We start from the raw sequence: 22,908 nt of genomic DNA, 5'->3' as shown, positions 1-22,908 counted from the left end.
CGCGTGTTGGGGGTGGATGTCCCGGACCTGACTGGTCGCCGTCACCGGGTGGAGGGCGCTCGGTGGTGCCCTAATTTCAGACCGCGGCCCGGGCGGGCCGGGATCCCGCGGGCCCGCCGGCGCGGACCTGTCGTGCGGTCAGAGCGCTGTCGTGGCTGAAGATCCAGCGCATGACGTCCTCCCTGTCGGCCAGCTGGTCGGTGGTGGAGAACTCCGCATGGCGACCGTCGTACTGCAACCCCAGGCGGCGGGAGAATCGCTGGATGTAGGAGGCCCGCTCGCGGCGGGCACGGTCGTACTCCTGGAAGGCGGAGGCAACCTCGGCGGCCGGACGGTCGCGCAGCACTTCCACCAGCGCGGCCGCGTCCTCGATCGACTGATTGCCGCCCTGCCCCACGTGCGGCAGCATCGCGTGGGCGGCGTCGCCCGCCAACGCGACGCGGCCGCGCACCCAGGTCGGGAGTGGTTCGCGGTCGTACAGCCCCCACCGGAAGGTCCGGTCGATCCGGTCGATCAGGCCCCGTACCGACTCGTTCCATCCGGCGAACTCCTTCGCCAGCTCGGCCGGGTCGCCGGGCGCGGACCAGGACTCGCGCATCTCGTCGTCCGCGGCAACGAAGGCGACGAAGTTCAGCAGCTTCGCCCGGCGGACGGGAAAGCAGATGAAGTGCCGCCCCGGCCCCGTGAACAGCTGTGCCTCATGGATCGGCCAGTCGGGGAGGCGTTCGGCGGGCACGAGTCCCCGGTAGGCAACCATGCCGGAGAAGACCGGCTCCGGGGCGTCCACGACGAAGGGACGCACGGCGGAGTGGATCCCGTCCGCCCCGATCACCGCGGCCGCGGTCTCGGTGCTCCCGTCCGCGAAGCGCAGGACGAGTCCGTCGTCGGTCTCGTCCACCGCGACCAGCCGTGCCCCGAGCCGGAGCGCGTCCGGTTCCAGCCGCCAGGACAGCACGTCGATCAGATCGGCCCGGTGGATCGGCCTCGCGCCTCGCGCGTCGACCTCCGAATCCTCGGACCGAACGCCTTCGTGGTTGTAGAAGGCCATTCTGAGCGGCTCGCGGGACTCGATCTCGCTCAGACGCTCCGTCAGCCCGAACGAGTCGAGCACCCGCAGCGAGTTGGGAGCGAGCGACACGCCCGCGCCGACCTCGCCGAGTGCTTCCGCCTGCTCGTACACCCGGACGGGGATCCCGGCATCGGCCAGCCCGGTCGCCGTCGCGAGCCCCGCGATCCCGGCCCCGATCACTGCGACGCCCTCCGCCGTACGTGCCATCGCTGCCTCGATTCTTTGACGATCGTGAGGGATAGAGGGATGAGTGTCCGCGGGGGTCAGTCCTCGTCGGCTTCCTGCCCGACCGAGGCGCGCAGGAAGCCGGAGAACGTCTCCGCGGTCTGCCAGGTCAGGCTTTCGAGCTCGACGGCGTCGAGCAGGATCCGATAGCCGCGACGGTGGGCGTGGATCTCCAGGCGTTCGCCGTTGCGTGTGTAGACCTTGCGGACGCGTATGTCGGCGAACTCGTTGGCGATCCGGATTGGCGGGTCGTCGCTGTACTGGTATTCGGACATGGTGATCCCGCCTAGAGGAAGACGCCGAGGTTGGCTGTGCCGAGGATCGTGTGGTTGAGCAGCACTTCGCGCCGTCGCAGGCGCCACCCGCCCGCTTCCGAGCGCAGTGTGTCCCTGCGTTCGGCCAGCAGCAGGTCGTAGTCGGTCGTGTCCCACTGGGAACGGTGGAGGGTCAGGTAGCTCTTCACCTCCACCTCGCCCTGTCCCAGCTCGCGCACGCGTACGTTGGTCACGACGCGGCGGGTGCGTGAGGGCGGGTCCTCCGCCCACGCGTGCTCGGTCTGCAGCCGGTCGACGCGCAGGCGCATGCTCGCGTAGGTGTCCTTCATGTGGAACGCCTCTCGGCTGAACTCCGAGATCCCCGCCGCGCGCTCTCGCGTCGTGCGGATCGGGATCAGGTACTCGAGCTCCTCCGACAGGCAGGTGTCGGCCCAGCCCGTGTAATCGGCCTCGTCCAGGAGCTCGGCCTCCCGGTACAGAAACTGCGTGCAGGACCGCTCCAGCTCCGCACTGACCAGTGGGGTAATCGCCTGTTCTACCGTCATGGCATCGCCTTTCGCGCGGGGTCAGGAAGATATGGACGGGGCGTCGACCCGCTCGCCGCGTGAGCCGCTCTGAGCAAGGAGGCGCCGGAACTTGAGCATGGTGCGTGTCGAGTTGAGCGCGACGACTCCCGTCAGCCGCTCTTCGCACTCGTAGATCGCTACGAACCGCTGCTCGGCGGGTGTTCCCTCGACGATCCGGATCCGATCGGTCGGTTGCGGGACCCCCGCGATCTCGATCTTGACGCCGTACTGCTCGGACCAGACGAAAGGGACCGGTGAGTAGCTACCGGACTGCCCGCCGTCAAGGAGGGCACGGGCGACGAACGCGCCCTGCTCTGAAGCATTGGTCCAGTGCTCGACCCTCATGGTCTGCTCGAACAACGGGTTGAACCACCGCGCCACATCACCCGCCGCGTAGACATCGGCGACCGACGTGGCGCAACGGTGGTCGCACAGCACCCCGTCAGAGATGTTCACGCCCGACCCGGCGAGCCAGTCGGTCACCGGCCGTGCGCCGATCCCCACGACCACGACATCGGCGTCGATCATGCGGCCGTCCCTGAGACGTACGCGCTCCACGCGCGCACCTCCGTCGAACCCCTCGGCCGACGAGCCACAGACCAGGCGCACTCCCGCGGCCAACGGAACCTCGGCGCACGCGAGCGCGATCTCGGACCCGAGAATGCGTGCCATCGGAGCCGCGAGGGGCTGGATGAGCACCACGTCGCACCCGAGCCGGCGGGCGGTCGACGCGACCTCGGAGCCGAGGAAGCCCCCGCCGACGACGGCGACGCGCGGCGAGCCCTGGAGCGCGGACCGGATCGCGAGGCAGTCGTCGACCGTGCGCAGCGGGTAGACACCCTGGAAGAGGTCCCAGTCGCGCGGCATCCACGGCGCGCTGCCGGTCGCGATCACCAGTTGGTCATATGCCAGCGGTTCGCCGTCGTCGAGTTCCAGTGACTTTCTGGCCGGATCCAGGGCGCGCGCTCGTCGCCCGAGCCGCAGGTCGAGGTCGAGCGCGGCCAGCCGGTCGTCGGACAGCAGCAGGATGTCTTCCGGCGAGGCCTGGCCCCCGAGCACGGCCTTCGACAGCGGCGGACGGTCGTACGGCAGACGCTTCTCGGCCCCGACAAGCACGACCTCACCGTCAAACCCGCGATCCCGCAGGGTCTCGGCGGTTCGGACGCCCGCCAGCGAGGCGCCGGCCACGACGATGCGCCGTTGTCGGTGCATCGTCATTCTCCCAGGTTCAGCGCACGCGCCGGGCAGTCGCGAACGGCGTGCGCGACCTGGGCCCTCAGATCCTCCGGGGGCTCATCGACCAGAAGCTGGACGAACCCGTCGTCGTCGAGATCGAACACACGCGGCTCGGCGATGACGCAGTTGCCGTAGCCCTGACACTTCCCGCGGTCCACCAGTACCTTCATGTCTCCCGTCCCTTGCCGGCGACACGTCGCCCGTCACCAGCCGCAAAGCGCTGAGGTCGATGGGAGCCGACTGTAATGACGCTGCCCCGACGGTGAACAGCGTCCAAAGGTCGGGGACAGGTTGCTTCCTTCGGAGGGGTCACGCCGGTGGATCGCGGGGTTAGCGTCGGCGACGCTGTCGCCTGGAATCTCGACGGGTCGCCCTTCTGGAACGGGCGCCCTTTTCGACCAGCGCCTTGGAGCAACCGAATTCGAGGAGGATCTCATGGTGTCTGCTGACCGGCAGGCCGGGACGGGCGGTTACGGCTCGCTGAACGGGACGATGCAGACCTTCCTCGCGGAGGTCCAGAAGGATCTCGCGCAAGGGATGCTCTCGCCACGGGTGCTCAACGACCCCGACATCCACCGTGCCGAGCTGGACCGCATCTTCACCAAGTGCTGGGTGTTCGTCGGACACGTCTCGGAGATCCCCAGCCCCGGCGACTACGTACTGCGCTACATCGGCGAGGACCAGTTCATCCTGGCCCGCGACGAACAGGGCGAGATCCAGCTGCTCCTGAACAACTGCGTGCACCGCGCCTCACCGGTGTGCCGGGCGGAAAAGGGAAACACCTCGCACTTCCGCTGCCCCTACCACGGCTGGATCTACAAGAACTCCGGCGAATGGAACGGCGCCCCCTACCGCGCCAAGGCCTACCGCACCCTCGACACCACCCGCTGGGGCCTGCGCAAAGCACCCCACGTGGACAGCTACCAAGGCCTCGTCTTCGCCTGCCTGGACCCCGACGCGGTACCCCTGCGCGACTACCTCGGCGACATGTGCTGGTACCTCGACGTGATCTTCGGCCTCAACGAACAAGGCATGCGGGCCGCCGGCGACCCCCACCGCTGGACCGTCCCCGCCAACTGGAAATCAGGCGCCGAAAACTTCGTCGGCGACGCCTACCACGTACAGTCCGCACACAGCTCGCTCGGGGACATCGGTCTCATCCCCGACAACTCGAAGTCGGTGACCGAGACCTTCCATGTCGCTCTCGAGGGCGGACACGGGCTCATCGTCATCCCGAAAGCCCTCCCTGAGCCGTTCGGGGTGGGGAACTATCCGCCCGAGGTGGCCTCGACCTTCGATCTGGACCGGCTCGACGACGACCAGCGCGCCTTCCTGGAGAGCGGGTACGGGGTGGTCGGCTTCACGATCTTCCCGAACCTGTCGCTCTTCCAGGCCCCTGGTGCGACGGAGGTGGGCGGGTTTCCGGCGGTCAACACCTCCCTGCGGCAGTGGCAGCCGCGGGGGCCCGAGCAGTTCGAGCTGTGGAACTGGCCCATGGTGTGGAACTCGGCCCCGCCCGAGTTCAACCAGGCCTCGTACGACGCCGGCGTCTTCAGCTTCGGGCCCTCGGGGGTGTTCGAGCAGGACGACACCGTCGTCTGGCGCGGCGGCCCCATGGTGGGCCGCTCGGCGTTCGCCCGCCAGGACATGAAGCTCAACTTCCAGATGGGCCTGGACGGAATGAGCGACTACCAGACCAGGCCCGACTGGATGGGACCCGGCGAGGCCAGCACCTCGGCCTTCGGCGAGAGGAACCAGCGCCGCTGGTGGCAACGCTGGAGCGAAGCACTGGCGTCGAGTTGAGGGTGCGGTACCGCCGGAGGTGGAACTCATCGAGGTGCACATACATCACGAGGCACCGAGCGCCCGGTCGACGCCCCGGGATCGCCTTCGGGCCGAAGAGCGGTGCGGGGTTCTCCTTGGTTGCTGCCAGGAGCCGAGCATGACGGAGGCGTCGCCTGCGGCATGCTCGGCACCGGACCGGCCGAGAGGGTGGGCCAAGGTGACACTCAACGGGGCGGGTAGGACGGCATTCGGGTCAGAGCGGTCATTCCGGCCTGTGCGTTGTTGGGTTGGGTCGCGTCGACGCCAGCCCCGGCATCGTTGATGATGTGCCGGATGCCTCCCTGGCCCAGAACGACCCCGATGGCGATCGACTGGAAGCGCACTCGTGTTCTCACCGGTGCCTGGATCGCGGTCGAGGCATGGACGGCCTCCGTAGGAGGGAAGGGGAAGAGCGAGTAGATCGCCATGCCGGTCGCTTCGTGCTTCTTCACGTCATCGGCCACGACGTAGGCCGAGTAGCCCTGGGTGGCACCGTCTCTCCAAGCGGCCTGGCTGGGCATGTCCTCCGGCAGCTCGCTCTGGTAGAAGACCGTCCGCCCGCGTTCGCCGTTCCAGACCACCTGTTCCTTCTGGTAGTGCTCGACGGACAGGCCCAGCGCGGTCACGTCGTCGCCGTTCACCACCAGTCCGTGGTCGGCGGGGTTGACGGTCCAGCCCACGCCCTGGGCGCCGTTGGTGTTGCCCACCTGCCCACGCCACAGCCATGTGTTGTCGAGGAGCACGTGATCGCTGTTGACCTCCACGCTCGTGGTGGCCAGACCGGGGCGGGGGCCGCCGACCCGGACGGAAAGGTCGTGGAACGTCGTCGGGTCGGCGGCGTGTCCACTGTGTCCGCCATGTCTGCCGTGCCCGCCCGGTGTGCCCACGCGGACCAGGACGTTGGAGCGGACGGGACCGGCGTCCACAGTGACGCCGGAGACGACCACTCCGTCGACGTCACCGATCTCCAGGGCGGCGGTCCCGCTGGTCGGGGTGAGCGTGGCGTAGCCGAGCCCCATGACCACCGTGTTCGGACGCGAAACGCGGATCGGCGCATCGAGGGAGTAGACGCCCGGGGTGAGCAGCAGATTCCTTCCGGAGGCCAGCGCCCGGTTGATCGTCTCCGCGGTGTCGGTGGGCCTGGCGATGTAGAAGCGGTCGATCGGGATCCGCCGGCCGGCGTTCTGCGCGGTTGACCAGTTCGCTCCCGCGGTGGCGGTCCTCGCGTAGGGGGCGAAGACCGTGTACCGGTTGTGGTCCAGGAACAGGAACGGCGCCTGCCGCGAGAGGGGCGTCCGGGAGAGCGTGGTCGTGCCGGCCGGGTCGAAGTCGCCCGCTGGAGCACCTTGCACGCCGGAGAAGACCAGGTTGACCCCGGTGCCGTTCCAGCCCCCGATCCGGCTGTCGCGCGTGTACCACTGGGCTTGCGCTCTGCCAGTCAGTCCGTCGCCACTGATGACGGTGCCACCGACCCGGCTGTCAGCGAGGTAGGACCCGAACCCGAAAGCGCCGTATCTGCCGTTGAGGTCGAGATTGCCCTCGATGTTGACACGGCGGAGCGGAGTGGCCTGTGACACGGCCCACCGCATGGTGTGGGGGTCTTCCAGTCCCTGCGGACGAGCACTGGCCGCGTCCGACCCCACGGGGCGCTGAATGGGGTTGATGGTCAGGTCTCCCAAGGACCGCCAGAAGTTCGTGAGCGCGATGTCCCCGACGCGTGGTGCTGTCTGCGGCTCGACATGCAGCGCGCCGTTGATGACGACGTCCTTCGGGGACGAGCCCAGTCCGGCGATCGATGTGTAGTAGCCGACCTGTGCGTTGACGATGCCTGTGGCGGTCGCGGGGTCGTCGGCGCCTGCGGCACTCCCGTAGGTGCCGGGCTCGAAGAACACTGCGTGCCGGTTCGCGCTGAAGGCGCCTTCCTGCGATATCGACTGCAGGTAGGCGTTGATCTCTTCGACAGGGGTGCTTGGGGAGAAGATTCTTACGTTCGGCCCGAAATCCGGGACGCTTCGGCCCGCTGCCAGGGCTGAGGAGGGTGACAGCCCGGCGAGCGTGAGCGCGGCCGCCGCACCGTGCAGGACGAGAGTCCGGACTCTCCCCCTCTGACTCATGAACACCTTCATGTATTTCCTTTTTGTGCTAATTGCTGAGGATGCTCTTGCAGGCGCAAGGGCGGAGCCATTCGGCCGCGGTGTCACACTCCCCACCGCGAAATCGCTGCTACACCGCTCCCCCGAGCCGGGTCGCCGTCCGGCGGCGGTCGAGCAGCAGACCGCCGGCCGTCAGAAGCGCGCCGAGGCCGAGGACGCCGACGGCGGTGGCCAGGCTGCCGATGGCCGATTCCAGGCCGATCAGGACGAGCGGGCAGATGAACTCGCCCGCGAAGAAGGCGGACAGCCACAGTCCGGTGCCGCGGCCCCGGTCGGCGTACTCCAGCCTGGACATCGCGATGGTGAGCAGCGAGGGCAGCAGCATGCCGGTGCCGAGGCAGTTGAGCACCGCGCCGACGATCACGACCGCCGGGCTGTTCGCCAGGGCGATCACCAGAAAGCCGGCCGCGCACAGGGTGAAGACCAGGGGCAGTCTGGCGGCCGGGTCGCCGGAGACTCTCGTGAAGGCGACGGAACCGGCCACGGTGGCGGCGCTGGCGACCGCGGTGGCCAGGCCGATGACGCCGGTGGACTTCACGCCGAGGTCGTCGAGCAGGTAGGACATCTCGACGGGCACGGTGTAGAAGACCATCGCGCCGAACACGGTGAGTGCGCAGATGCCCGCCAGCCGGCGCACGGGGAACGGCGTCTTCTCGCCCGTGGCTTCTTCCACGGGCGCCGTGACGCCTCCCGGCCGGGGCCGGGACAGGGTGAGCGCCATGGTGGGGGCCAGCAGCAGACCCACGGCGTAGATCCAGAAGGGGGCGCGCCAGCCCGCCGAGCCGGCGGCGCCGCCGATCACGAAGAACGCGGTGGCGGAGACGGAGGCACACATGGTCTGCAGGGCCAGATAGCGCTCGCGTTGCCGGCCGCTGTAGTAGTCGCCGATCAGCGTGATGCAGCAGGTCATGATGCCCGCCTCGACGATGCCGAGCAGCGCCCGGCTGATCACGATGGCGCCCAACGAGTCCAGCCACAGCGGGGCGGTGCCGAGCAGCGCGTACAGCGCCGTCGCCCAGACCAGCAGCCGGACCCGGCCGAGGCGGTCCACGATGACGCCCGCGAAGGGGGCCAGCAGGGCCAGGGCCAGGGCAGGGACGGTCAGGACGACCGGGACGAGGGCTTTCGCGCCGGGCACGGCCGAGAAGTGCTCCTGCATCTTCGGCAGGATCGGCGCGAGCAGGACGGCGCCCAGCACAGGCAGACAGCTGCCCGCCATGAGGAGCACGGCGCGCAGCGGCCCCGCACCCTCGGCGCTCGGGCGGAGACCGTCTGCGGCGGACGCGGGCGGGGAAACGGATCTGGACATGCCGGACTCCACAGGTGGCGGCGGGGGTGCGACGCCGAGCCGCTGCGGCTTGTCCACGCAGCGGGGCGCCTGAGCACCCGAGTGAGCACGCCCGGGACAGCGGGCGTCGGGGACTGCACCCGACTATGAGCCAGGCCTCACCCCGCGCCTACCCCTCGCGTGATCGAACTGCCGGATCCTCGTCATCCGTGCTGCGGATGGGGCGCGCCCGTACGGCCGACGCGGCGCGGGCCGCCGTGTCGCGCAGCCAGGTGTGCCCGGCGTCGTGGGTGTGGACGGGGTGCCACCACAGCGCCTCTCGCAGGGGGACGGTCTCGTAGGGCGGTGCCATGACCCGCACCGCCGCGATCCCGCGAAGACGTTCGGCGAGCAGCGCCGGGACGAGGGCGATCCGGCGGGTGCCGGCGATCAGGAAGGGCAGCACCGTGAAACTGTCGACGGAGACACTCACCCGCGGTTCGATGCCGAGGGTGCCGAGTTGGCGGATGGCCGGGCTGTCGTAGGCGCGCAGGTACGTCACCCACGGCAGCCGCGCCAGGTCGTCGTGGGAGAGATGGTCGCCCACCTCGGGGTTGTCCTCGGCGACGAGGAAGACCCAGCCGTCCTCGTACAGCTCGGTGGCGGGAAAGTCCCTGATGAGGCCGTGCGGCACGATCACACCGTCCAGGGTGCTCAGTACGGCGCCGGCCGTCTCGGTGATGCCGGCCGGGACCTGGACGAAGCGCACGCGGATGCCGGGTGCCTCACGGTCGAGGATCCGTGTGAAATCGCCCCCGAAGACGGCCACCGAGTAGTCGCTGACGCCCAGGGTGAATTCGCGGGACTCGACCGCCGGATCGAAGTCGGCCTGGCTGGTGAAGAGGCGTTCCAGCAGCTCGCAGGCGGTGGAGGTGCGGTCGAGCAGGACCTGGCCGAGGGCAGTCAGTTCGTAGTGGCCGCCGACGCGGGCGAGCAGGTCGTCGTCGAAGTGTCTGCGCAGGCGGGACAGCGCGCCGCTCATCGCGGGCTGGCTCAGACCGATGCGCCGGCCCGCCCTGGTGACGTTGCGTTCTTCCAGCAGGGCGCGCAGGGCGACGACCAGATTGAGATCAAGGCTTGCCAGGTTCACGGCGGGCTCACTCCAGCGTGCGAAAAACGGCGACGCGATAAGTCTGACGGATGACCGTCATCCAGATAATCGATTTCCCTTATCTCTAAGGCTGCGGCCAGATTAGTCCTGTCGCAATCAGGAGGACACGTTCGTGAAACCCGCAGCCGCGTCCGTCCCTTTCACCGGACCTTTCGCCCTCGGTACTCTCTCGGCCTCTGACGGGGTCCCGTTTCCCGCTCTCGTCACACCGGACGGCCGCGCCCTCGACCTGCGCGCCGTCCTCGGTGAGCGGCAGCCGACCACCCGCGCGCTCCTGGAGGACTGGGCCGGGACACTGCCTCGCCTGCACGCCCTTGCCGGGGACGACACGGCCGCCTGGCAGCCCCTGGAGGGTCTGCGGGTGCACGCGCCGATCGAGCCCCGGCAGATCTTCCAGTCCGGGGCCAACTACCGGCAGCACGTGATCGACCTGGAGGTCGCCCACCGCTCGCCCGACGACCCCCGGTCGGTCGAGGAGGCGCGTGCGGAGATCGCCGCGGTGATGGACCGGCGGGCGGCGGAGGACCTGCCGTACGTCTTCATCGGTCTGCCGAGCGCGATCACCGGCCCCTACGACGATGTCGTCCTCCCCGGTTGGGCCGAACAGCCTGACTGGGAACTGGAGTTGGCGGCCGTCATCGGCAGGACCGCTCATCGGGTGTCCGTCGAGGAGGCCCTGGAGCATGTCGCCGGGTACGCGATCGCCAACGACCTCACCGACCGGGCCGGCGTCTTCCGCCGGGACATGAAGGCCATCGGGACCGACTGGCTGCGCTCCAAGAACGCCCCCGGCTTCACCCCACTCGGGCCCTGGATCGTGCCGGCCGGATCGGTCGCCGACCCGGGTGATCTGCGGGTCACGCTGAAGCTCAACGGTGAGACCATGCAGGACGAGTTCACCAAGGACATGCTGTTCGGGGTCGCGCGGCTGGTGTCGTACATCTCGCAGACCGCCCGGCTCCTGCCCGGCGACCTGGTGTTGACCGGCAGTCCGGCGGGCAACGGCATCCACTGGGGACGGCTGCTGTGCGACGGCGACGTGATGGAGGCGTCCATCACCGGCCTCGGCACGCAGCGCACCCGATGTGCCGGGGAGTCCGAGTGAACCGGGACGACCCCGAGGGCGCGATCGCCGAGGCCGCCAAGGCGTACTCCAACTGGGGGCGTTGGGGCGAGGACGATGTGCTCGGCACGCTGAACTTCCTCGACGCGGCCAAGCGGCGCGAGGGCGCGGCGCTCGTCCGGCGGGGTGCGAGCTTCTCGTTGTCGCAGCGGTTCGACATGAACGGGCCGCAGAAGGGCTGGCGCCGGCGCACCAACCCCGTGCACACCATGCTGGACACCGGCACCGACGCGGCGCTCGGCAACCAGGGCTTCCCGCACGGCATCGGTGGCGCCGACGACGTGATCGCGATGCCGTTGCAGTGCTCCACGCAGTGGGACGGGCTCGGGCACATCTTCGACCACGGCAAAGCGTGGAACGGGCGGGCGGCCGAGAAGGTCGTCACCTCCGACGGCGACCTCGTCACCGGCATCGAGCACATGGCGCCGTACGTGGCGGGACGCGGTGTACTCCTCGACGTCGGCCAAGTCCTTGGCTTCGACGGCGAGTTGGCCGACGGGTTCGCCATCACCGAGGAGCATCTGACCGCGACCGCACAGGCGCACGGGGTGGCCGTGGGCCGCGGTGACATCGTCCTCGTCCGCACCGGACAGCTCGCCCGCGCCCGGCGCGACGGCTGGGGCGACTACGCGGGCGGGCCCGCGCCCGGCCTGTCGTTCACCACGGCCGGCTGGCTGCACCGCACCGAGATCGCCGCGATCGCCACCGACACCTGGGGCTTCGAGGTACGGCCCAACGAGTTCGAGCACGCCTTCCAGCCCCTGCACCAGGTCGTCATCCCCAACACGGGCCTGCTGATCGGCGAGATGTGGGATCTCGACGCGCTCGCCGCGGACTGCGCCGAGGACGGGGTGTACGAGTTCTGGCTCACCGCCGCTCCCCTGCCCATCACCGGCGCCGTCGGCTCCCCGGTCAACCCCATCGCCGTCAAGTAGCCCAGCGCATCGCGCTACCAGAGGAACGCAGGAGTTCCCCCATGAACACACCCCAGAGCACATCCCTGAGATCACCCCGTACCGTCCTGGTCGTCGGCGGCGGATCGGCCGGCAACGCCGTCACGATCCTGCTGCGCCGGGCCGGACTGACCGTGGACCTCATCGAGGGAAGGGAGGACTGGAACGCCACCGCGGGTTCCGGCATCACCGTGCAGGGCAACGCCCTGCGGGTCCTGCGTGAACTGGGCGTGTGGGAGCAGGTGCGGGCGTCCGGATTCGGATTCGGATCGCTCGGCATCACCGCGCCGGACGGCACCGTCCTGCATGTCGCCGAGGACATCCGCACCGGTGGAGACGACCTGCCCGCCACCATGGGCATGCAGCGCCCCCAGTTGCAGCGGATCCTCATCGACGCCGTCCGGGCGAGCGGTGCCTCGGTGCGCCTCGGTGTCCGCGTCGAGACCCTCGACCAGGACACCGACGGCGTACGGGTGCGCTTCACCGACGGCAGCGAGGGCCGCTACGACCTGGTGATCGCGGCGGACGGCATGGGGTCGACCACCCGGGCCGCGATCGGCATCCCCGACCGTCCGGTGCCGACCGGCATGGCAATCTGGCGCATCGCTGCTCCTCGTCCCGAGGGCCTGGAGCGCACCGACCTCACCTACGGCGGCAACGCCTACATCGTCGGCTACTGCCCCACCAGCCGGAACACCATCTACGCCTATGTCGTCGAGGCCAACCGCGACCGTGCGTCCCTGCCCCCCGAGAGCCACGCCGACGAGATGCGCCGTCTTCTGAAGGGGTACGGCGGCCACTGGACGGAGATCGTCGAGCACATCGACGATCCGGCGAAGGTCAACTACACGTGGTTCGACCGGATGCTGGTGGAGGGCTCCTGGCATCGCGGCCGGGTCGTGCTGATCGGCGACGCGGCCCACTGCTGCCCACCCACCATCGCCCAGGGCGCCGCGATGTCCCTGGAGGACGCGCTCGTCCTCGCCGAGCTGCTCACCGGCACCGACACGTGGGACGACCAGCTGCTGCTGAAGTACTACGAGCGCCGGATCCGGCGGGTGCGCGCGGTGGTGGAGGCCTCCGTGCAGATCGGGCAGTGGCAGCTCGACGGGGTGCGCGACGCCGATGTGCCAGGCCTGGTCCACCGTATGGCGACCATGCTCAGGGAGCTGCCGTGACCAGCCGCCCCCGTCCCACGGTCGATGTGCACGCCCATGTCCTCCTGCCCGAGGTCGAGGCGCTGGTGGACGGTCTGCCGGGCCTGGCCGAGGCGAGGGCGCTCGACGCCCGCCGCAACGGACCGGCCGCGCTCGCCGTCAACGGGCCCATGGTGCGCCGGCGGATACCCCGGCTCACCGACGCCGGAGTGCGGCTGGCCGCGATGGACGCCCAGGGCGTCGACATACAGCTGGTCAGCCCGTCCCCGTCGCACTACCACCACTGGACGGACGAGACGACCGCCAAAAACCTCTGCCGACTGGCCAACGAGGCGACGGCGGCGCACTGTTCGGCCGCTCCGGACCGGCTCAAGGGGCTCGGCCTGGTCCCCTTGCACCACCCCAGCCTGGCCGTCCCAGCACTCGAACACGCCCTGGAACAGCGGCTGTTGGGCCTGGAGATCTCCAGTCACGCCCCGGGCCGCGAGCTGTCGGACCCGGCGTACGAGCCCTTGTGGCGGCGGGCCGAGGAGACCGGGGCGATTCTCTTCCTGCACCCGTTCGGCTGCACGCTCGACGAGCGGCTCGACCGGTGGTACCTGTCCAACACCGTCGGCCAGCCCACCGAGAACGCCGTCGCGCTGTCCCACCTCATCTTCTCCGGGGTCCTGGACCGCCACCCGGACCTGAAGCTGATCGCGGCGCACGGCGGCGGCTATCTCCCCACCCACATCGGCCGCGCCGACCACGCCTGGTCCGCCCGCTCCGACGCGGGCCCGGACTGCGCCCATCTGCCCAGCAGCTACCTCAAGCGGCTCCACTTCGACTCCCTGGTCCACGACCCGCACGTGCTGCGGGAGTTGATCCGCGTCGTGGGCGCCGACCGGGTCCTGCTCGGCTCCGACTTCCCCTTCGACATGGGCACCGAGGACCCCGTCGGGGCACTGCGCGCCGCCCGTCTGTCCGAAGCCGACTTCCACGCGGTGCGGAGCGGCAACGCCGCCGCCCTGCTCGACCTCGCCTGAAAGGGAACCCCCATGAGCGACCGCCTGCTCACCCATCTGCGCCACGTCGACCTCGCCGTGCCCGACTACGACAAACAACTCGACTTCTACTCCGGCGTCTGGGGCCTGACCAAGGTCGCCGAGGACTCCGGCATCTCCTTCCTGGCCGCCGAGGGCTCCCCCGAGCAGTACGTCGTACGGCTGCGCAGGGCCGAGGAGAAGCGCCTCGATCTCGTCTCGTACGGCGCCGCCTCGGCGGCCGACGTGGACACCCTCGCCGAGCGGTTCCTCGCCGACGGCGTCCAGTTGATCTCGCAGCCGGGGAAGGTCGACACCCCCGGCGGCGGCTACGGCTTCCGCTTCTTCGACGTCGACGGCCGCACCATCGAGGTCTCCGCCGACGTCGCCGCCCGGCAGCACCGCAGGATCGAGGAGAAGGAGTCCATCCCGGTCAAGCTGTCGCACGTCGTCCTCAACTCCCCCGATCTGAACCTCACCCGAGAGTGGTACGAGCGCCACCTGGGCTTCCGGCTCACCGACACCCTCCAATCGCCGCACATGGGCGAGGTCATGCACTTCATGCGGATCTCCAACCAGCACCACTCCATGGCGATCGCGCAGGGCCCGCATACCGCCCTGCACCACGTCTCCTTCGAGATGCGCGGCATAGACGAGTACATGCGCGGCTCCGGCCGGGTGATCCGCTCCGGCGCCCACAAGGTCTGGGGACCCGGCCGGCACACGGCCGGCGACAACACCTTCACCTACTTCCTCGACCCGCACGGCAACACCGTCGAGTACACGACCGAGCTGGAGATCCTCGACGAGGACACCTGGCACCCCCATGTCTACGACTTCTCCCAGCCCGAGGTCTCCGACCAGTGGGGCACTGCCAACCCCATGAACGAACTCGTCGCCAAGGAGTCGTTCAACGACGTCGACCGCGGGGTGTTCGTCGCCCCGCCGGTCTGATCCCCACCCCGCACTCCGGGGGCGCGTCGGCCCTGTCCCTGCCCTGACCCGGCATCCGCGCCCCCGGCCCCCCATCCCCCGAGAACCCCGCAATCCCGAGTCTGGAGCCGCACATGCGTTTCGCCGCGTACGAGCACCGCCACCGGCGCCAGGTCGCCGTCGTCGGCGAGGACGGCCGCCTCCACCCGGTCCCCGGCGAGCGCACCCTCACCGAGCTGATCGCGGCCGACGCGCTCCCGGAGGCGGGGGCCACGGCCCTCGACGCCCCAGCCGGACCGCATGTCTCCCAGGTGCGGCTGTTGCCGCCGCTCCAGCCTGCCTCCGTACGGGACTTCGTCACCTTCGAGGAACACGTCGAGGGCGTACGCCGCTCGGTCGACGGGGCGAGCGGGGTTCCGGACGCCTGGTACACCGCGCCGACCTTCTACTTCACCAACCCCCACGCCGTGTTCGGGCCGTACGAAGACATTCCCGTGCCCCCGGGGTCCCAGGTCCTGGACTTCGAACTGGAGGTCGCCGCCGTCATCGGCCGCGAGGGCCGCGATCTCACCCCCGAGCAGGCCCGTGAGCACATTCTCGGCTACACGGTCTTCAACGACTGGTCGGCGCGCGACCTCCAGTCCGCCGAGATGAAGGTCGGTCTCGGCCCCTGCAAGGGCAAGGACACCGCCACCACCCTCGGCCCGTACCTGGTCACCGCCGACGAACTGGAGCCGTACCGCGAGGCCGACGGCTTTCTGCGCCTGGCGCTGACCGCCGAGGTCAACGGGGAGGTCGTCGGCACGGACCTGCTGTCCAACATGAGCTGGACCTTCGAGGAGATGGTCGCCTACGCCTCCCGGGGCACCCGGGTCGTCCCAGGTGACGTCCTGGGCTCGGGCACCTGCGGCAACGGCGGCTGTCTCGCCGAACTGTGGGGCGTACGCGGGGAGCGGACCCCGCCGCCGCTCAAGCCCGGCGACACCGTCACCCTCACCGTCGAGGGCATCGGCAGCCTCACCAACACCGTCGCCCCCGGCTCCGAACCCGTACCGCTCCCTGCAGGCCGGCGTCGCTCCCGGGAGCGGCCATGAGCGACTTCCACCCCGAGCGTCTGCTGGGCAAGGTCGTGGTGGTGACCGGAGCGGCCCGGGGCCAGGGTGCCGCCGAGGCCGAGGCCCTGACCCGCGAGGGCGCCCGTGTCATCGCCACCGACGTCGAACCCGCCGAGGGGTGCCGCCGCCTCGACGTCACCGACGAGCGGCAGTGGGCCGAACTCGCCGCCGAACTGCGGGAGTCGTACGGTCAGGTGCATGGACTGGTCAACAACGCGGGCGTCACCTGGCGCGCACGCGTCGGTGAGGTCCGGCCCGAGGACATGGCCCGCGTCCACGCGGTCAACGTCATCGGCCCCCTGCTCGGCATCCAGCACCTCACCCCGCTGATGCCGCCCGGCTCCGCCGTCGTCAACGTCGGCTCCTCGGCCGCCCTCACCGCCCACTACCCGGTCGCCTACACGTCCAGCAAGTGGGCGCTGCGTGGCCTGTCGAGGACGGCCGCGCTGGAACTCGGCCCACGCGGCATCCGCGTCAACACGATCCACCCGGGCTTCATCGAGACCGGGATGACAGCCTCGGCGGCCCCCGTCTTCCGCGATTCCAACATCCGCGAGACCCCGCTCGGCCGCACCGGGAGCGTCGACGAGGTGGCCCCGCTCGTGGTCTTCCTGCTGTCGGACGAGGCGTCCTTCATCACGGGCGCCGAGATCCCCGTGGACGGCGGTATGACCGCCCACGGCGGCGTCAAGTCCGTCTCGGACGCGCTGCTGCCGGGAGGCGCCGCGTGAGGCGGCCCGGTCCCGGGCGGCACGGGCAGGCCGTCGCCGCGTTCGGTGACGTGGGCACCGGATACGCCGGCGCAGGCGCCGTCCGCTTCGGGGCGACCGACGGTCAGCCGTACGACGACTTCGTGCCCGCCCCGCGCACCGAGCCGAACCCGGTGCGCGGCATCACCACTTGAAAGGACCTCCGCACGTGAACAAAGTCCAGGGCGGCGCCGCCGAGGCCGTCGCCGATATTCCGGACGGCTCTTCGTTGGCCGTGGGTGGCTTCGGGCTCAGTGGCGTACCCGAAGTCCTCGTCCGGGCTCTGTACGCGCAGGGCGCGGGCGGTCTGGAGGTCGTCTCCAACAACTGCGGAGTCGACGGCCGCGGTCTCGGCGTTCTCCTGGCCGCGGGCCGCATCGCCCGGGTGACCGGCTCCTACGTCGGCGAGAACAAGGAGTTCGCCCGCCAGTACCTGTCCGGCGAGCTGGAGGTGGAACTGGTTCCGCAGGGCACCCTCGCCGAGCGGCTGCGCGCGGGCGGCGCGGGCATCCCCGCCTTCTACACCCCGGCGGGCGTCGGCACCCAGGTCGCCCAGGGCGGACTTCCCTGGCGGTACGCGGCTGGGGGCACCTCCCGGACGTCGTCTGGGGGAGGCTCGGTCGCTCTCGCCTCCCCGCCCAAGGAGACCCGCGACTTCCACGGCCGTACGCATGTCCTGGAGCACGGCATCACCACCGACTTCGCCCTCGTGCGGGCCTGGCGCGGTGACCGGCACGGCAACCTCCGCTTCCGCGGGGCCGCCGCGAACTTCAACCCCCTCGCCGCCATGGCCGGCCGGATCACCGTCGCCGAGGTGGAGGAACTGGTCGAGCCGGGCGAGCTGGCTCCCGACGAGGTCCACCTGCCCGGCGTCTACGTCCAGCGGGTCGTCGCGCTCACCGCCGAAGAGGCCGCCGACAAGGAAATCGAGAAGAGGACGGTACGTTCCTGATGCCCTGGACCCGCGACCAGATGGCCGCCCGTGCCGCCGCCGAACTCACCGACGGCTCCTACGTCAACCTCGGCATCGGCCTGCCGACCCTGATCCCCGGTCATCTGCCGGCCAACGTGCACGTCGTCCTGCACTCCGAGAACGGCATCCTCGGCACCGGGCCCTACCCCACCGAGGACGAGGTCGACCCCGACCTCATCAACGCCGGCAAGGAAACCGTCACCGTCCTGCCCGGCGCGAGCTTCTTCGACTCGGCGCTGTCCTTCGGGATGATCCGCGGCGGGCACATCGACACCGCCGTCCTGGGCGCCATGCAGGTGTCTGCCGCCGGTGATCTGGCCAACTGGATGATCCCCGGGAAGATGGTCAAGGGCATGGGTGGCGCCATGGACCTCGTCCACGGTGCCCGGCGCGTCATCGTCCTGACGGATCACACCGCCAAGGACGGCACCCCCAAGATCGTCCGGGAGTGCACCCTGCCGCTGACCGGCGAGCGGTGCGTGCACCGGGTCATCACCGACCTCGGCGTCCTGGACGTCACGCCGGACGGCCTCGCGCTCGTCGAGACGGCCCCCGGGGTCACCGTCGAGGACATCCGCGCCCGCACCGGCGCGCCGCTGCACACCGACGCCCGTACGGCCGCCTGCTGATCCCCTCCCCTTGCCCGCCCCTTCCCGCCGCAGGGAGCCCCGAGATGACCCTCTTCCTCACCGACGCCGACGTCAGAGCCGCCTTCGACTGGGCCGCCGCCATCACGGCACTGCGGGACGCCTACGCCGCACCGCCCGACGGGGCTCGCTTCCCGCCCCGCGCGATGGCCCGCGGAGACGGCCTGTGGCTGCGCACGCTCAGCGGTGTGCCGGGCGACGGCAGCCCCATGGGGGCCAAGCTGATCGCCGCCTCACCCCGGCACCGGCGCGCCTCGTATCTGATCTCACTGTTCGACCAGGAGAGCATGGAGCTGACGGCGCTCCTGGACGGGAACTCCGTCACCGGCTTCCGTACCGCCGCCACCTCGGCGCTCGCCGCCGACCTGCTGGCCCCCGCCGGCCCCCTGCGCGTCGGGGTGATCGGCTCCGGCTTCGAGGCGCAGAACCACGTCCGTGCCCTGGCGGCGGTCCGCACGCTGTCCTCTGTCACGGTGTTCAGCCCCAACCCGGCCAGCCGCGACCGGTTCACCCGGGAACTCGCCGATCTGGGGCTGCCGCTCGCCACCGCGGAGAGCCCCGGGGCGGCCGTCGCCGATGCCGGTCTGGTGATCTGCGCGGCCCGCTCCCGGGACGAGCAGCCGACCCTGCGGGAGGTGCCGGCCGGCGTCACCGTCGTGTCGATCGGGTCCACCCTCCCCGAACAGCGCGAACTGGCGACCGAGGTGCTGGCCCACGCCACGGTGATCGTCGCCGACATGGCCGACGAGGTCGCCGAGGACACGGGAGACCTGATCGCGGCACGGAAGGCGGGCGTCGACCTCACGGGCCGGGTGGTCCCGCTCGCCGACGTCGTCTCCGGCCGCGCGCCCGGCCGGCCGGCGGACGATCCGGACGCGGTCGTGATCTACAAGTCCGTCGGTTCGGCGGCGCAGGACCTCGCCGTCGCCGCGATGTGCGCCCGGCGGGCCGCCGAACTGTCCCTGGGCACCGAACTGCCCGTCACCATCTCCCCCATATCGAAGTGAGCAGCACCATGAGCGACGCCGTGCGCCGAGAACTCGACGACCCGTCCCTGCTGAGGACCGCCGCATACGTCGACGGCACCTGGATCACCACCGACGCCACCCTCGCCGTGCACAACCCGTCCACCGGCGACCTGCTGGCCGAGGTGCCGCTCCTCGACCGGGCGCGCACGGCCGCCGCGATCGACGCGGCCCACCGCGCGCTCCCGGCCTGGCGGTCCCGCCCGGCCAAGGAGCGGTCCCGGCTGCTGCGGCGGTGGTTCGACCTGGTCACCGAGCACGCGCAGGACCTGGCGCGGCTGATCGTCCTGGAGGAGGGCAAGCCGTACGCGGAGGCCGTCGGCGAGGTCGCTTACGCGGCGTCGTTCCTGGAATGGTTCGCCGAGGAGGCCAAGCGCATCCGGGGTGATGTGATGGAGGCGCCGGAGGCCTCGCGCAGAATCGTCGTCCTGAAGGAGCCGGTCGGGGTGTGCGCGGCGATCACCCCGTGGAACTTCCCCGCCGCGATGATCACCCGCAAAGCGGGGCCCGCGCTCGCCGCGGGCTGCACGATGGTCCTCAAGCCCGCCGAGCAGACCCCTCTGACCGCCCTGGCACTCGCCGAACTCGCCGAACGGGCGGGCATCCCGTCGGGCGTGTTCAACGTGGTCACCGGTGATCCGCGCGAGATCGGCCCCGAGCTGACCGGCAACCCACTGGTCCGCAAGATCACCTTCACCGGCTCCACGGAGGTCGGCCGGCTGCTGCTGGCCCAGACGGCGCGGACGGTGAAGAAGGCGTCGATGGAGCTGGGCGGCAACGCGCCCGTCCTCGTCTTCGACGACGCCGATCTCGACGAGGCGGTCGAGGGCCTGATCGCCACCAAGTACCGCAACACCGGTCAGGCGTGCATCAGCGCCAACCGTGTCTACGTCCAGGACGGGATCCACGACGCGTTCGCGGAGCGGCTCGCCGAACGGGTCGCCGCCCTCGCCGTCGGCGACGGTTTCGAGGAGGGCGTCCAGCAGGGCCCGCTCATCGACGAGGACGCGGTGGTGAAGGTGGAGTCCCATGTCGCCGACGCCGTCGCCCACGGGGCCGTGGTCCTGCACGGCGGCAGGCGCCACGCGCGGGGCGGCCTCTTCTACGAGCCGACCGTGCTGACCGGTGTCACCGCCGGGATGGCCGTCACCCGCGAGGAGACCTTCGGCCCGGTGACCCCGCTGGTGCGGTTCACCGACGAGAGCGACGCCGTCCGCATGGCCAACGACACCGAATTCGGCCTCGCCGCCTACCTGTTCACAAAGGACGCCGAACGCGTCTGGCGTGTCGCCGCCGCCCTGGAGGCGGGCATGGTCGGCATCAACACCGGCCTGATCTCCAACGAGACCGCCCCCTTCGGCGGGGTCAAGCAGTCCGGTCTCGGCCGCGAGGGCTCGGTCTACGGCCTTGAGGAGTTCCTGGAGCTCAAGTACCTCGCCTGGGAAGGCGCGAGGTCCCCCGCCGCCGCTGCGGCCCCCGAATCCGTCTGAATCACACCCGAGGAGCACAGCATGGCCCGCTACACCCGCGCCGAAGCCCGTGACTGGGCACGCGAGAACCTCGTCGGCGTCGTCAACTGCACCATCCCGTCCTTCACCGCCGACCTGAAGGCGATCAACGAGAAGGCGATCCGCCACGACACCCGCCTCGCCGTCGAGCACGGCTTCATGGGCACCCTCGGCGTCTCGGAGGTCTCCATCCAGCTTCCCGAGTACCTGGACTTCCTGCGCATCATCAAGGACGAGGCGGGCGACCGGCTGCTGCTCACCCACCACGCCAGCTGGGGCGACCTGGAGCAGAACATCGAGGCCGTGAAGGGCGCGGAGGAGGCGGGCGCCGAGTTGGTGCTGCTGTCGTACCCGCCGAACTTCTACCCCGAGACCGAGCAGGAGATCTACGACTACACCAAGGCCGTCTGCGACGCGACGAACCTCGGCGTCATGCTCTTCCCGATGTACCTGTGGGGCTTCAGCCCGCGTATCCACCCCTCCGACATCCCCGTACGCCTGATCCGGCGGCTCATCGACGACTGCCCCAACATCGTCGCCATCAAGGCCGAGGGTGGCTTCCCCAGCATCCAGAGCGTCATCGAGTGCCACCGGCTCTTCGGTGACGAGGTCGTCATCTCGATGCCCATCGAGGGCGAGCTGATCCCGCTGTCGCAGATCATGCCGATCCAGTTCTCCGCGACCAGCGACCACGAGTACTACGGTCCGATGATCCCGCGGGTCTTCCAGCTGCTGCGGGAGGGCAAGTACGACGACGCCGCCGAGATCTACTGGCAGCTCCACCCGGCCCGCAAGATCAAGTCGGGGCTCGCCCCGGCCCTGCACGGCGGCGCGTTCATCAACCGCCAGGCATGGAAGTTCCAGGGCTGGCTCCAGGGCTACAACGGAGGCCCCCTGCGCATGCCCACCCAGCGCATTCACGACGCCCAGATGAACGCCCTGCGCAAGGGCCTCGTCGACGCCGGTCTCGAACCGAGCACGGACCCGTTCCGCGAGTTCTTCATCGGCCGCAACCCGGCTTGAGACGCGGGTTCTTCAGGTCCAGGTCGCCGGCCGTGGCGGTCAGCAGCGACCACTCCTCGTTACGGTTGCGCCCGGTGGAGCGCTTCTCGCGGCGCACCGCCTGTGTGACTCTGTGTTGTCGGCGGTCTGTGGCAACGAGAGGAACTCGCTTACGGAGCGGGGATGTCCACGACCCGCCATCTGTCCCTTCAGGACCTCGATGTCCCTCACTTCAGGAGGCCGTCGGCGAAGTTCCGCAGTCCGTGGCTCTCGTCCGTGCGGGCGTCGGCGATCCACTGGGGCAGTCGGTCCGCGCTGTGGGCGGCCATCGTGACAGCGAAGGATCGGACATGTCCGGTGACAGCCTCCAACTCCGGGCAGCGCGGAAGAATTTCCGAGAGTCTCTGCCGGTCGCCCTGGCTCACGCCGGACCATGGCAACACCGGTGGAGGACTGCGTCTACCACTGCTACGGCGACCCCGTCGCGATCGAGCAGCGGGGCGGGCGGGTCGCCGACAGGGACACGGTGCGCGCGAACTACCTGGAGAACATGGCCAACGGCATGCTGGCGATGGACAGCCTCGAAGTCGAGGTCGAGCACTTCTTCGTCAGCGACGACGCCATCGCCTGGGACGGCTACACGCGACTTCGGCTGCCTGGTACGGCGCTGGCCGAGGCGGGCGTGCCCCTGCCGGACGGGGGAACGGCCGACGACGTGTTCGTGCTCACGGCGAGGCAGGCCATCGTCATCCCGTTCCGCGACGGTCTGATGGTCGGAGAGGACTTCTACCTCGACGGTCAGGGCACCTGGGAAAAGGTGGCCTGACCGCTCGCCGGCCACGAGGGCGGAGCCACCATCCGCGGGCGGTGTCGGCGAGGGCGAAGGGGACGGCGAGTCAGCCGTACGGGCGGCGG

The 22,908-nt window shown here is 70.1% G+C and carries 23 protein-coding genes; 15 read left to right on the top strand and 8 right to left on the bottom strand.

Features of this window, described 5'->3' with window-relative positions; genetic code table 11:
• Nucleotides 1-76: 76 nt before the first annotated feature.
• Genes ACFWPS_RS32695 through ACFWPS_RS32675 form a run of 5 tightly spaced genes read right to left on the bottom strand, consistent with a single transcriptional unit; the run spans nt 77 to nt 3,541 of the window.
• Nucleotides 77-1,276, bottom strand: a complete 1,200-nt coding sequence (locus ACFWPS_RS32695; protein ID WP_383711584.1) for an FAD-dependent monooxygenase — start codon at nt 1,274-1,276, stop codon at nt 77-79.
• Between the two features lie 56 nt (nt 1,277-1,332).
• Nucleotides 1,333-1,569 carry a dihydrodiol dehydrogenase gene (locus ACFWPS_RS32690; RefSeq protein WP_383711582.1) on the bottom strand — a complete coding sequence of 79 codons (237 nt, stop codon included), beginning with the start codon at nt 1,567-1,569 and terminating at the stop codon, nt 1,333-1,335.
• Between the two features lie 11 nt (nt 1,570-1,580).
• A complete protein-coding gene (locus ACFWPS_RS32685) occupies nt 1,581-2,114 on the bottom strand; it encodes an aromatic-ring-hydroxylating dioxygenase subunit beta (protein ID WP_383711580.1) in 534 nt (177 codons plus the stop codon).
• Nucleotides 2,115-2,135: 21 nt separating this feature from the next.
• Nucleotides 2,136-3,323: an NAD(P)/FAD-dependent oxidoreductase gene (locus ACFWPS_RS32680; RefSeq protein WP_383711577.1), complete on the bottom strand. Its 1,188-nt coding sequence runs from the start codon at nt 3,321-3,323 to the stop codon at nt 2,136-2,138.
• Between the two features lie 26 nt (nt 3,324-3,349).
• Nucleotides 3,350-3,541 (bottom strand): ferredoxin, encoded by a 192-nt coding sequence (locus ACFWPS_RS32675; protein ID WP_383711575.1) that lies wholly within the window; start codon nt 3,539-3,541, stop codon nt 3,350-3,352.
• Between the two features lie 265 nt (nt 3,542-3,806).
• On the opposite strand from ACFWPS_RS32675, the gene ACFWPS_RS32670 reads away from it, so the two are divergent.
• A complete protein-coding gene (locus tag ACFWPS_RS32670) occupies nt 3,807-5,174 on the top strand; it encodes a Rieske 2Fe-2S domain-containing protein (RefSeq protein WP_383711572.1) in 1,368 nt (455 codons plus the stop codon).
• Between the two features lie 206 nt (nt 5,175-5,380).
• Here ACFWPS_RS32670 and ACFWPS_RS32665 read toward each other — a convergent pair whose 3' ends face one another.
• From ACFWPS_RS32665 to ACFWPS_RS32655, 3 genes are all read right to left on the bottom strand, one after another.
• Entirely contained in the window at nt 5,381-7,087 is a 1,707-nt protein-coding gene (locus tag ACFWPS_RS32665; RefSeq protein ID WP_383711569.1) for a coagulation factor 5/8 type domain-containing protein, read from the bottom strand.
• A gap of 331 nt (nt 7,088-7,418) precedes the next feature.
• On the bottom strand, nt 7,419-8,657 hold the full coding sequence (locus tag ACFWPS_RS32660) for an MFS transporter (protein WP_383711567.1): 1,239 nt from the start codon (nt 8,655-8,657) through the stop codon (nt 7,419-7,421).
• Between the two features lie 148 nt (nt 8,658-8,805).
• Nucleotides 8,806-9,765: a LysR family transcriptional regulator gene (locus ACFWPS_RS32655; RefSeq protein WP_383711564.1), complete on the bottom strand. Its 960-nt coding sequence runs from the start codon at nt 9,763-9,765 to the stop codon at nt 8,806-8,808.
• A gap of 133 nt (nt 9,766-9,898) precedes the next feature.
• Between ACFWPS_RS32655 and ACFWPS_RS32650 the strand changes: the two genes are divergently transcribed.
• From ACFWPS_RS32650 to ACFWPS_RS32585, 14 genes are all read left to right on the top strand, one after another.
• Nucleotides 9,899-10,891, top strand: a complete 993-nt coding sequence (locus ACFWPS_RS32650; protein ID WP_383711561.1) for a fumarylacetoacetate hydrolase family protein — start codon at nt 9,899-9,901, stop codon at nt 10,889-10,891.
• Nucleotides 10,888-11,844, top strand: coding sequence for a cyclase family protein (locus ACFWPS_RS32645; RefSeq protein ID WP_383711559.1), 957 nt, complete (start codon nt 10,888-10,890; stop codon nt 11,842-11,844). Before ACFWPS_RS32650 ends, ACFWPS_RS32645 begins: the two co-directional genes overlap by 4 nt.
• 65 nt (nt 11,845-11,909) lie before the next feature.
• Nucleotides 11,910-13,040 carry an FAD-dependent oxidoreductase gene (locus tag ACFWPS_RS32640; RefSeq protein ID WP_383711586.1) on the top strand — a complete coding sequence of 377 codons (1,131 nt, stop codon included), beginning with the start codon at nt 11,910-11,912 and terminating at the stop codon, nt 13,038-13,040.
• On the top strand, nt 13,037-14,044 hold the full coding sequence (locus tag ACFWPS_RS32635; protein WP_383711556.1) for an amidohydrolase family protein: 1,008 nt from the start codon (nt 13,037-13,039) through the stop codon (nt 14,042-14,044). Before ACFWPS_RS32640 ends, ACFWPS_RS32635 begins: the two co-directional genes overlap by 4 nt.
• Before the next feature lie 12 nt (nt 14,045-14,056).
• Nucleotides 14,057-14,995, top strand: coding sequence for a VOC family protein (locus ACFWPS_RS32630; protein ID WP_383711554.1), 939 nt, complete (start codon nt 14,057-14,059; stop codon nt 14,993-14,995).
• A gap of 113 nt (nt 14,996-15,108) precedes the next feature.
• Nucleotides 15,109-16,068, top strand: a complete 960-nt coding sequence (locus ACFWPS_RS32625; protein WP_383711551.1) for a fumarylacetoacetate hydrolase family protein — start codon at nt 15,109-15,111, stop codon at nt 16,066-16,068.
• On the top strand, nt 16,065-16,820 hold the full coding sequence (locus ACFWPS_RS32620) for an SDR family NAD(P)-dependent oxidoreductase (RefSeq protein WP_383711549.1): 756 nt from the start codon (nt 16,065-16,067) through the stop codon (nt 16,818-16,820). The genes ACFWPS_RS32625 and ACFWPS_RS32620 overlap by 4 nt, the downstream gene beginning before the upstream one ends.
• A complete protein-coding gene (locus tag ACFWPS_RS32615; protein ID WP_383711547.1) occupies nt 16,817-16,993 on the top strand; it encodes a hypothetical protein in 177 nt (58 codons plus the stop codon). Before ACFWPS_RS32620 ends, ACFWPS_RS32615 begins: the two co-directional genes overlap by 4 nt.
• Before the next feature lie 14 nt (nt 16,994-17,007).
• Nucleotides 17,008-17,790: a CoA transferase subunit A gene (locus tag ACFWPS_RS32610; RefSeq protein WP_383711544.1), complete on the top strand. Its 783-nt coding sequence runs from the start codon at nt 17,008-17,010 to the stop codon at nt 17,788-17,790.
• Nucleotides 17,790-18,440 (top strand): CoA transferase subunit B, encoded by a 651-nt coding sequence (locus ACFWPS_RS32605; RefSeq protein WP_383711541.1) that lies wholly within the window; start codon nt 17,790-17,792, stop codon nt 18,438-18,440. Before ACFWPS_RS32610 ends, ACFWPS_RS32605 begins: the two co-directional genes overlap by 1 nt.
• 44 nt (nt 18,441-18,484) lie before the next feature.
• Entirely contained in the window at nt 18,485-19,465 is a 981-nt protein-coding gene (locus ACFWPS_RS32600) for an ornithine cyclodeaminase family protein (protein WP_383711539.1), read from the top strand.
• Nucleotides 19,466-19,473: 8 nt separating this feature from the next.
• Nucleotides 19,474-20,973: an NAD-dependent succinate-semialdehyde dehydrogenase gene (locus tag ACFWPS_RS32595; RefSeq protein ID WP_383711536.1), complete on the top strand. Its 1,500-nt coding sequence runs from the start codon at nt 19,474-19,476 to the stop codon at nt 20,971-20,973.
• Nucleotides 20,974-20,994: 21 nt separating this feature from the next.
• Nucleotides 20,995-22,014 (top strand): dihydrodipicolinate synthase family protein, encoded by a 1,020-nt coding sequence (locus tag ACFWPS_RS32590; protein ID WP_383711534.1) that lies wholly within the window; start codon nt 20,995-20,997, stop codon nt 22,012-22,014.
• A 412-nt stretch (nt 22,015-22,426) separates the two neighbouring features.
• Entirely contained in the window at nt 22,427-22,819 is a 393-nt protein-coding gene (locus ACFWPS_RS32585; protein ID WP_383711531.1) for a hypothetical protein, read from the top strand.
• Nucleotides 22,820-22,908: the final 89 nt, after the last annotated feature.

The organism is Streptomyces sp. NPDC058457 (genome assembly GCF_042720695.1).
In the GTDB taxonomy this organism is placed as follows: Bacteria; Actinomycetota; Actinomycetes; order Streptomycetales; family Streptomycetaceae; genus Streptomyces.
The sequence above is the reverse complement of the archived record's forward strand: the minus strand, read 5'-3'. Positions and strand labels throughout refer to the sequence as shown.

What these genes read in the sequence shown, in the direction of transcription:
- ACFWPS_RS32585 (WP_383711531.1), top strand. Translation starts at nt 22,427, where the DNA reads ATGGCAACACCGGTGGAGGACTGCGTCTACCACTGCTACGGCGACCCC.
- ACFWPS_RS32670 (WP_383711572.1), top strand. Translation starts at nt 3,807, where the DNA reads ATGGTGTCTGCTGACCGGCAGGCCGGGACGGGCGGTTACGGCTCGCTG.
- ACFWPS_RS32660 (WP_383711567.1), bottom strand. Translation starts at nt 8,657, where the DNA reads ATGTCCAGATCCGTTTCCCCGCCCGCGTCCGCCGCAGACGGTCTCCGC.
- ACFWPS_RS32590 (WP_383711534.1), top strand. Translation starts at nt 20,995, where the DNA reads ATGGCCCGCTACACCCGCGCCGAAGCCCGTGACTGGGCACGCGAGAAC.
- ACFWPS_RS32690 (WP_383711582.1), bottom strand. Translation starts at nt 1,569, where the DNA reads ATGTCCGAATACCAGTACAGCGACGACCCGCCAATCCGGATCGCCAAC.
- ACFWPS_RS32605 (WP_383711541.1), top strand. Translation starts at nt 17,790, where the DNA reads ATGCCCTGGACCCGCGACCAGATGGCCGCCCGTGCCGCCGCCGAACTC.
- ACFWPS_RS32620 (WP_383711549.1), top strand. Translation starts at nt 16,065, where the DNA reads ATGAGCGACTTCCACCCCGAGCGTCTGCTGGGCAAGGTCGTGGTGGTG.
- ACFWPS_RS32685 (WP_383711580.1), bottom strand. Translation starts at nt 2,114, where the DNA reads ATGACGGTAGAACAGGCGATTACCCCACTGGTCAGTGCGGAGCTGGAG.
- ACFWPS_RS32695 (WP_383711584.1), bottom strand. Translation starts at nt 1,276, where the DNA reads ATGGCACGTACGGCGGAGGGCGTCGCAGTGATCGGGGCCGGGATCGCG.
- ACFWPS_RS32625 (WP_383711551.1), top strand. Translation starts at nt 15,109, where the DNA reads ATGCGTTTCGCCGCGTACGAGCACCGCCACCGGCGCCAGGTCGCCGTC.
- ACFWPS_RS32675 (WP_383711575.1), bottom strand. Translation starts at nt 3,541, where the DNA reads ATGAAGGTACTGGTGGACCGCGGGAAGTGTCAGGGCTACGGCAACTGC.
- ACFWPS_RS32630 (WP_383711554.1), top strand. Translation starts at nt 14,057, where the DNA reads ATGAGCGACCGCCTGCTCACCCATCTGCGCCACGTCGACCTCGCCGTG.
- ACFWPS_RS32595 (WP_383711536.1), top strand. Translation starts at nt 19,474, where the DNA reads ATGAGCGACGCCGTGCGCCGAGAACTCGACGACCCGTCCCTGCTGAGG.
- ACFWPS_RS32600 (WP_383711539.1), top strand. Translation starts at nt 18,485, where the DNA reads ATGACCCTCTTCCTCACCGACGCCGACGTCAGAGCCGCCTTCGACTGG.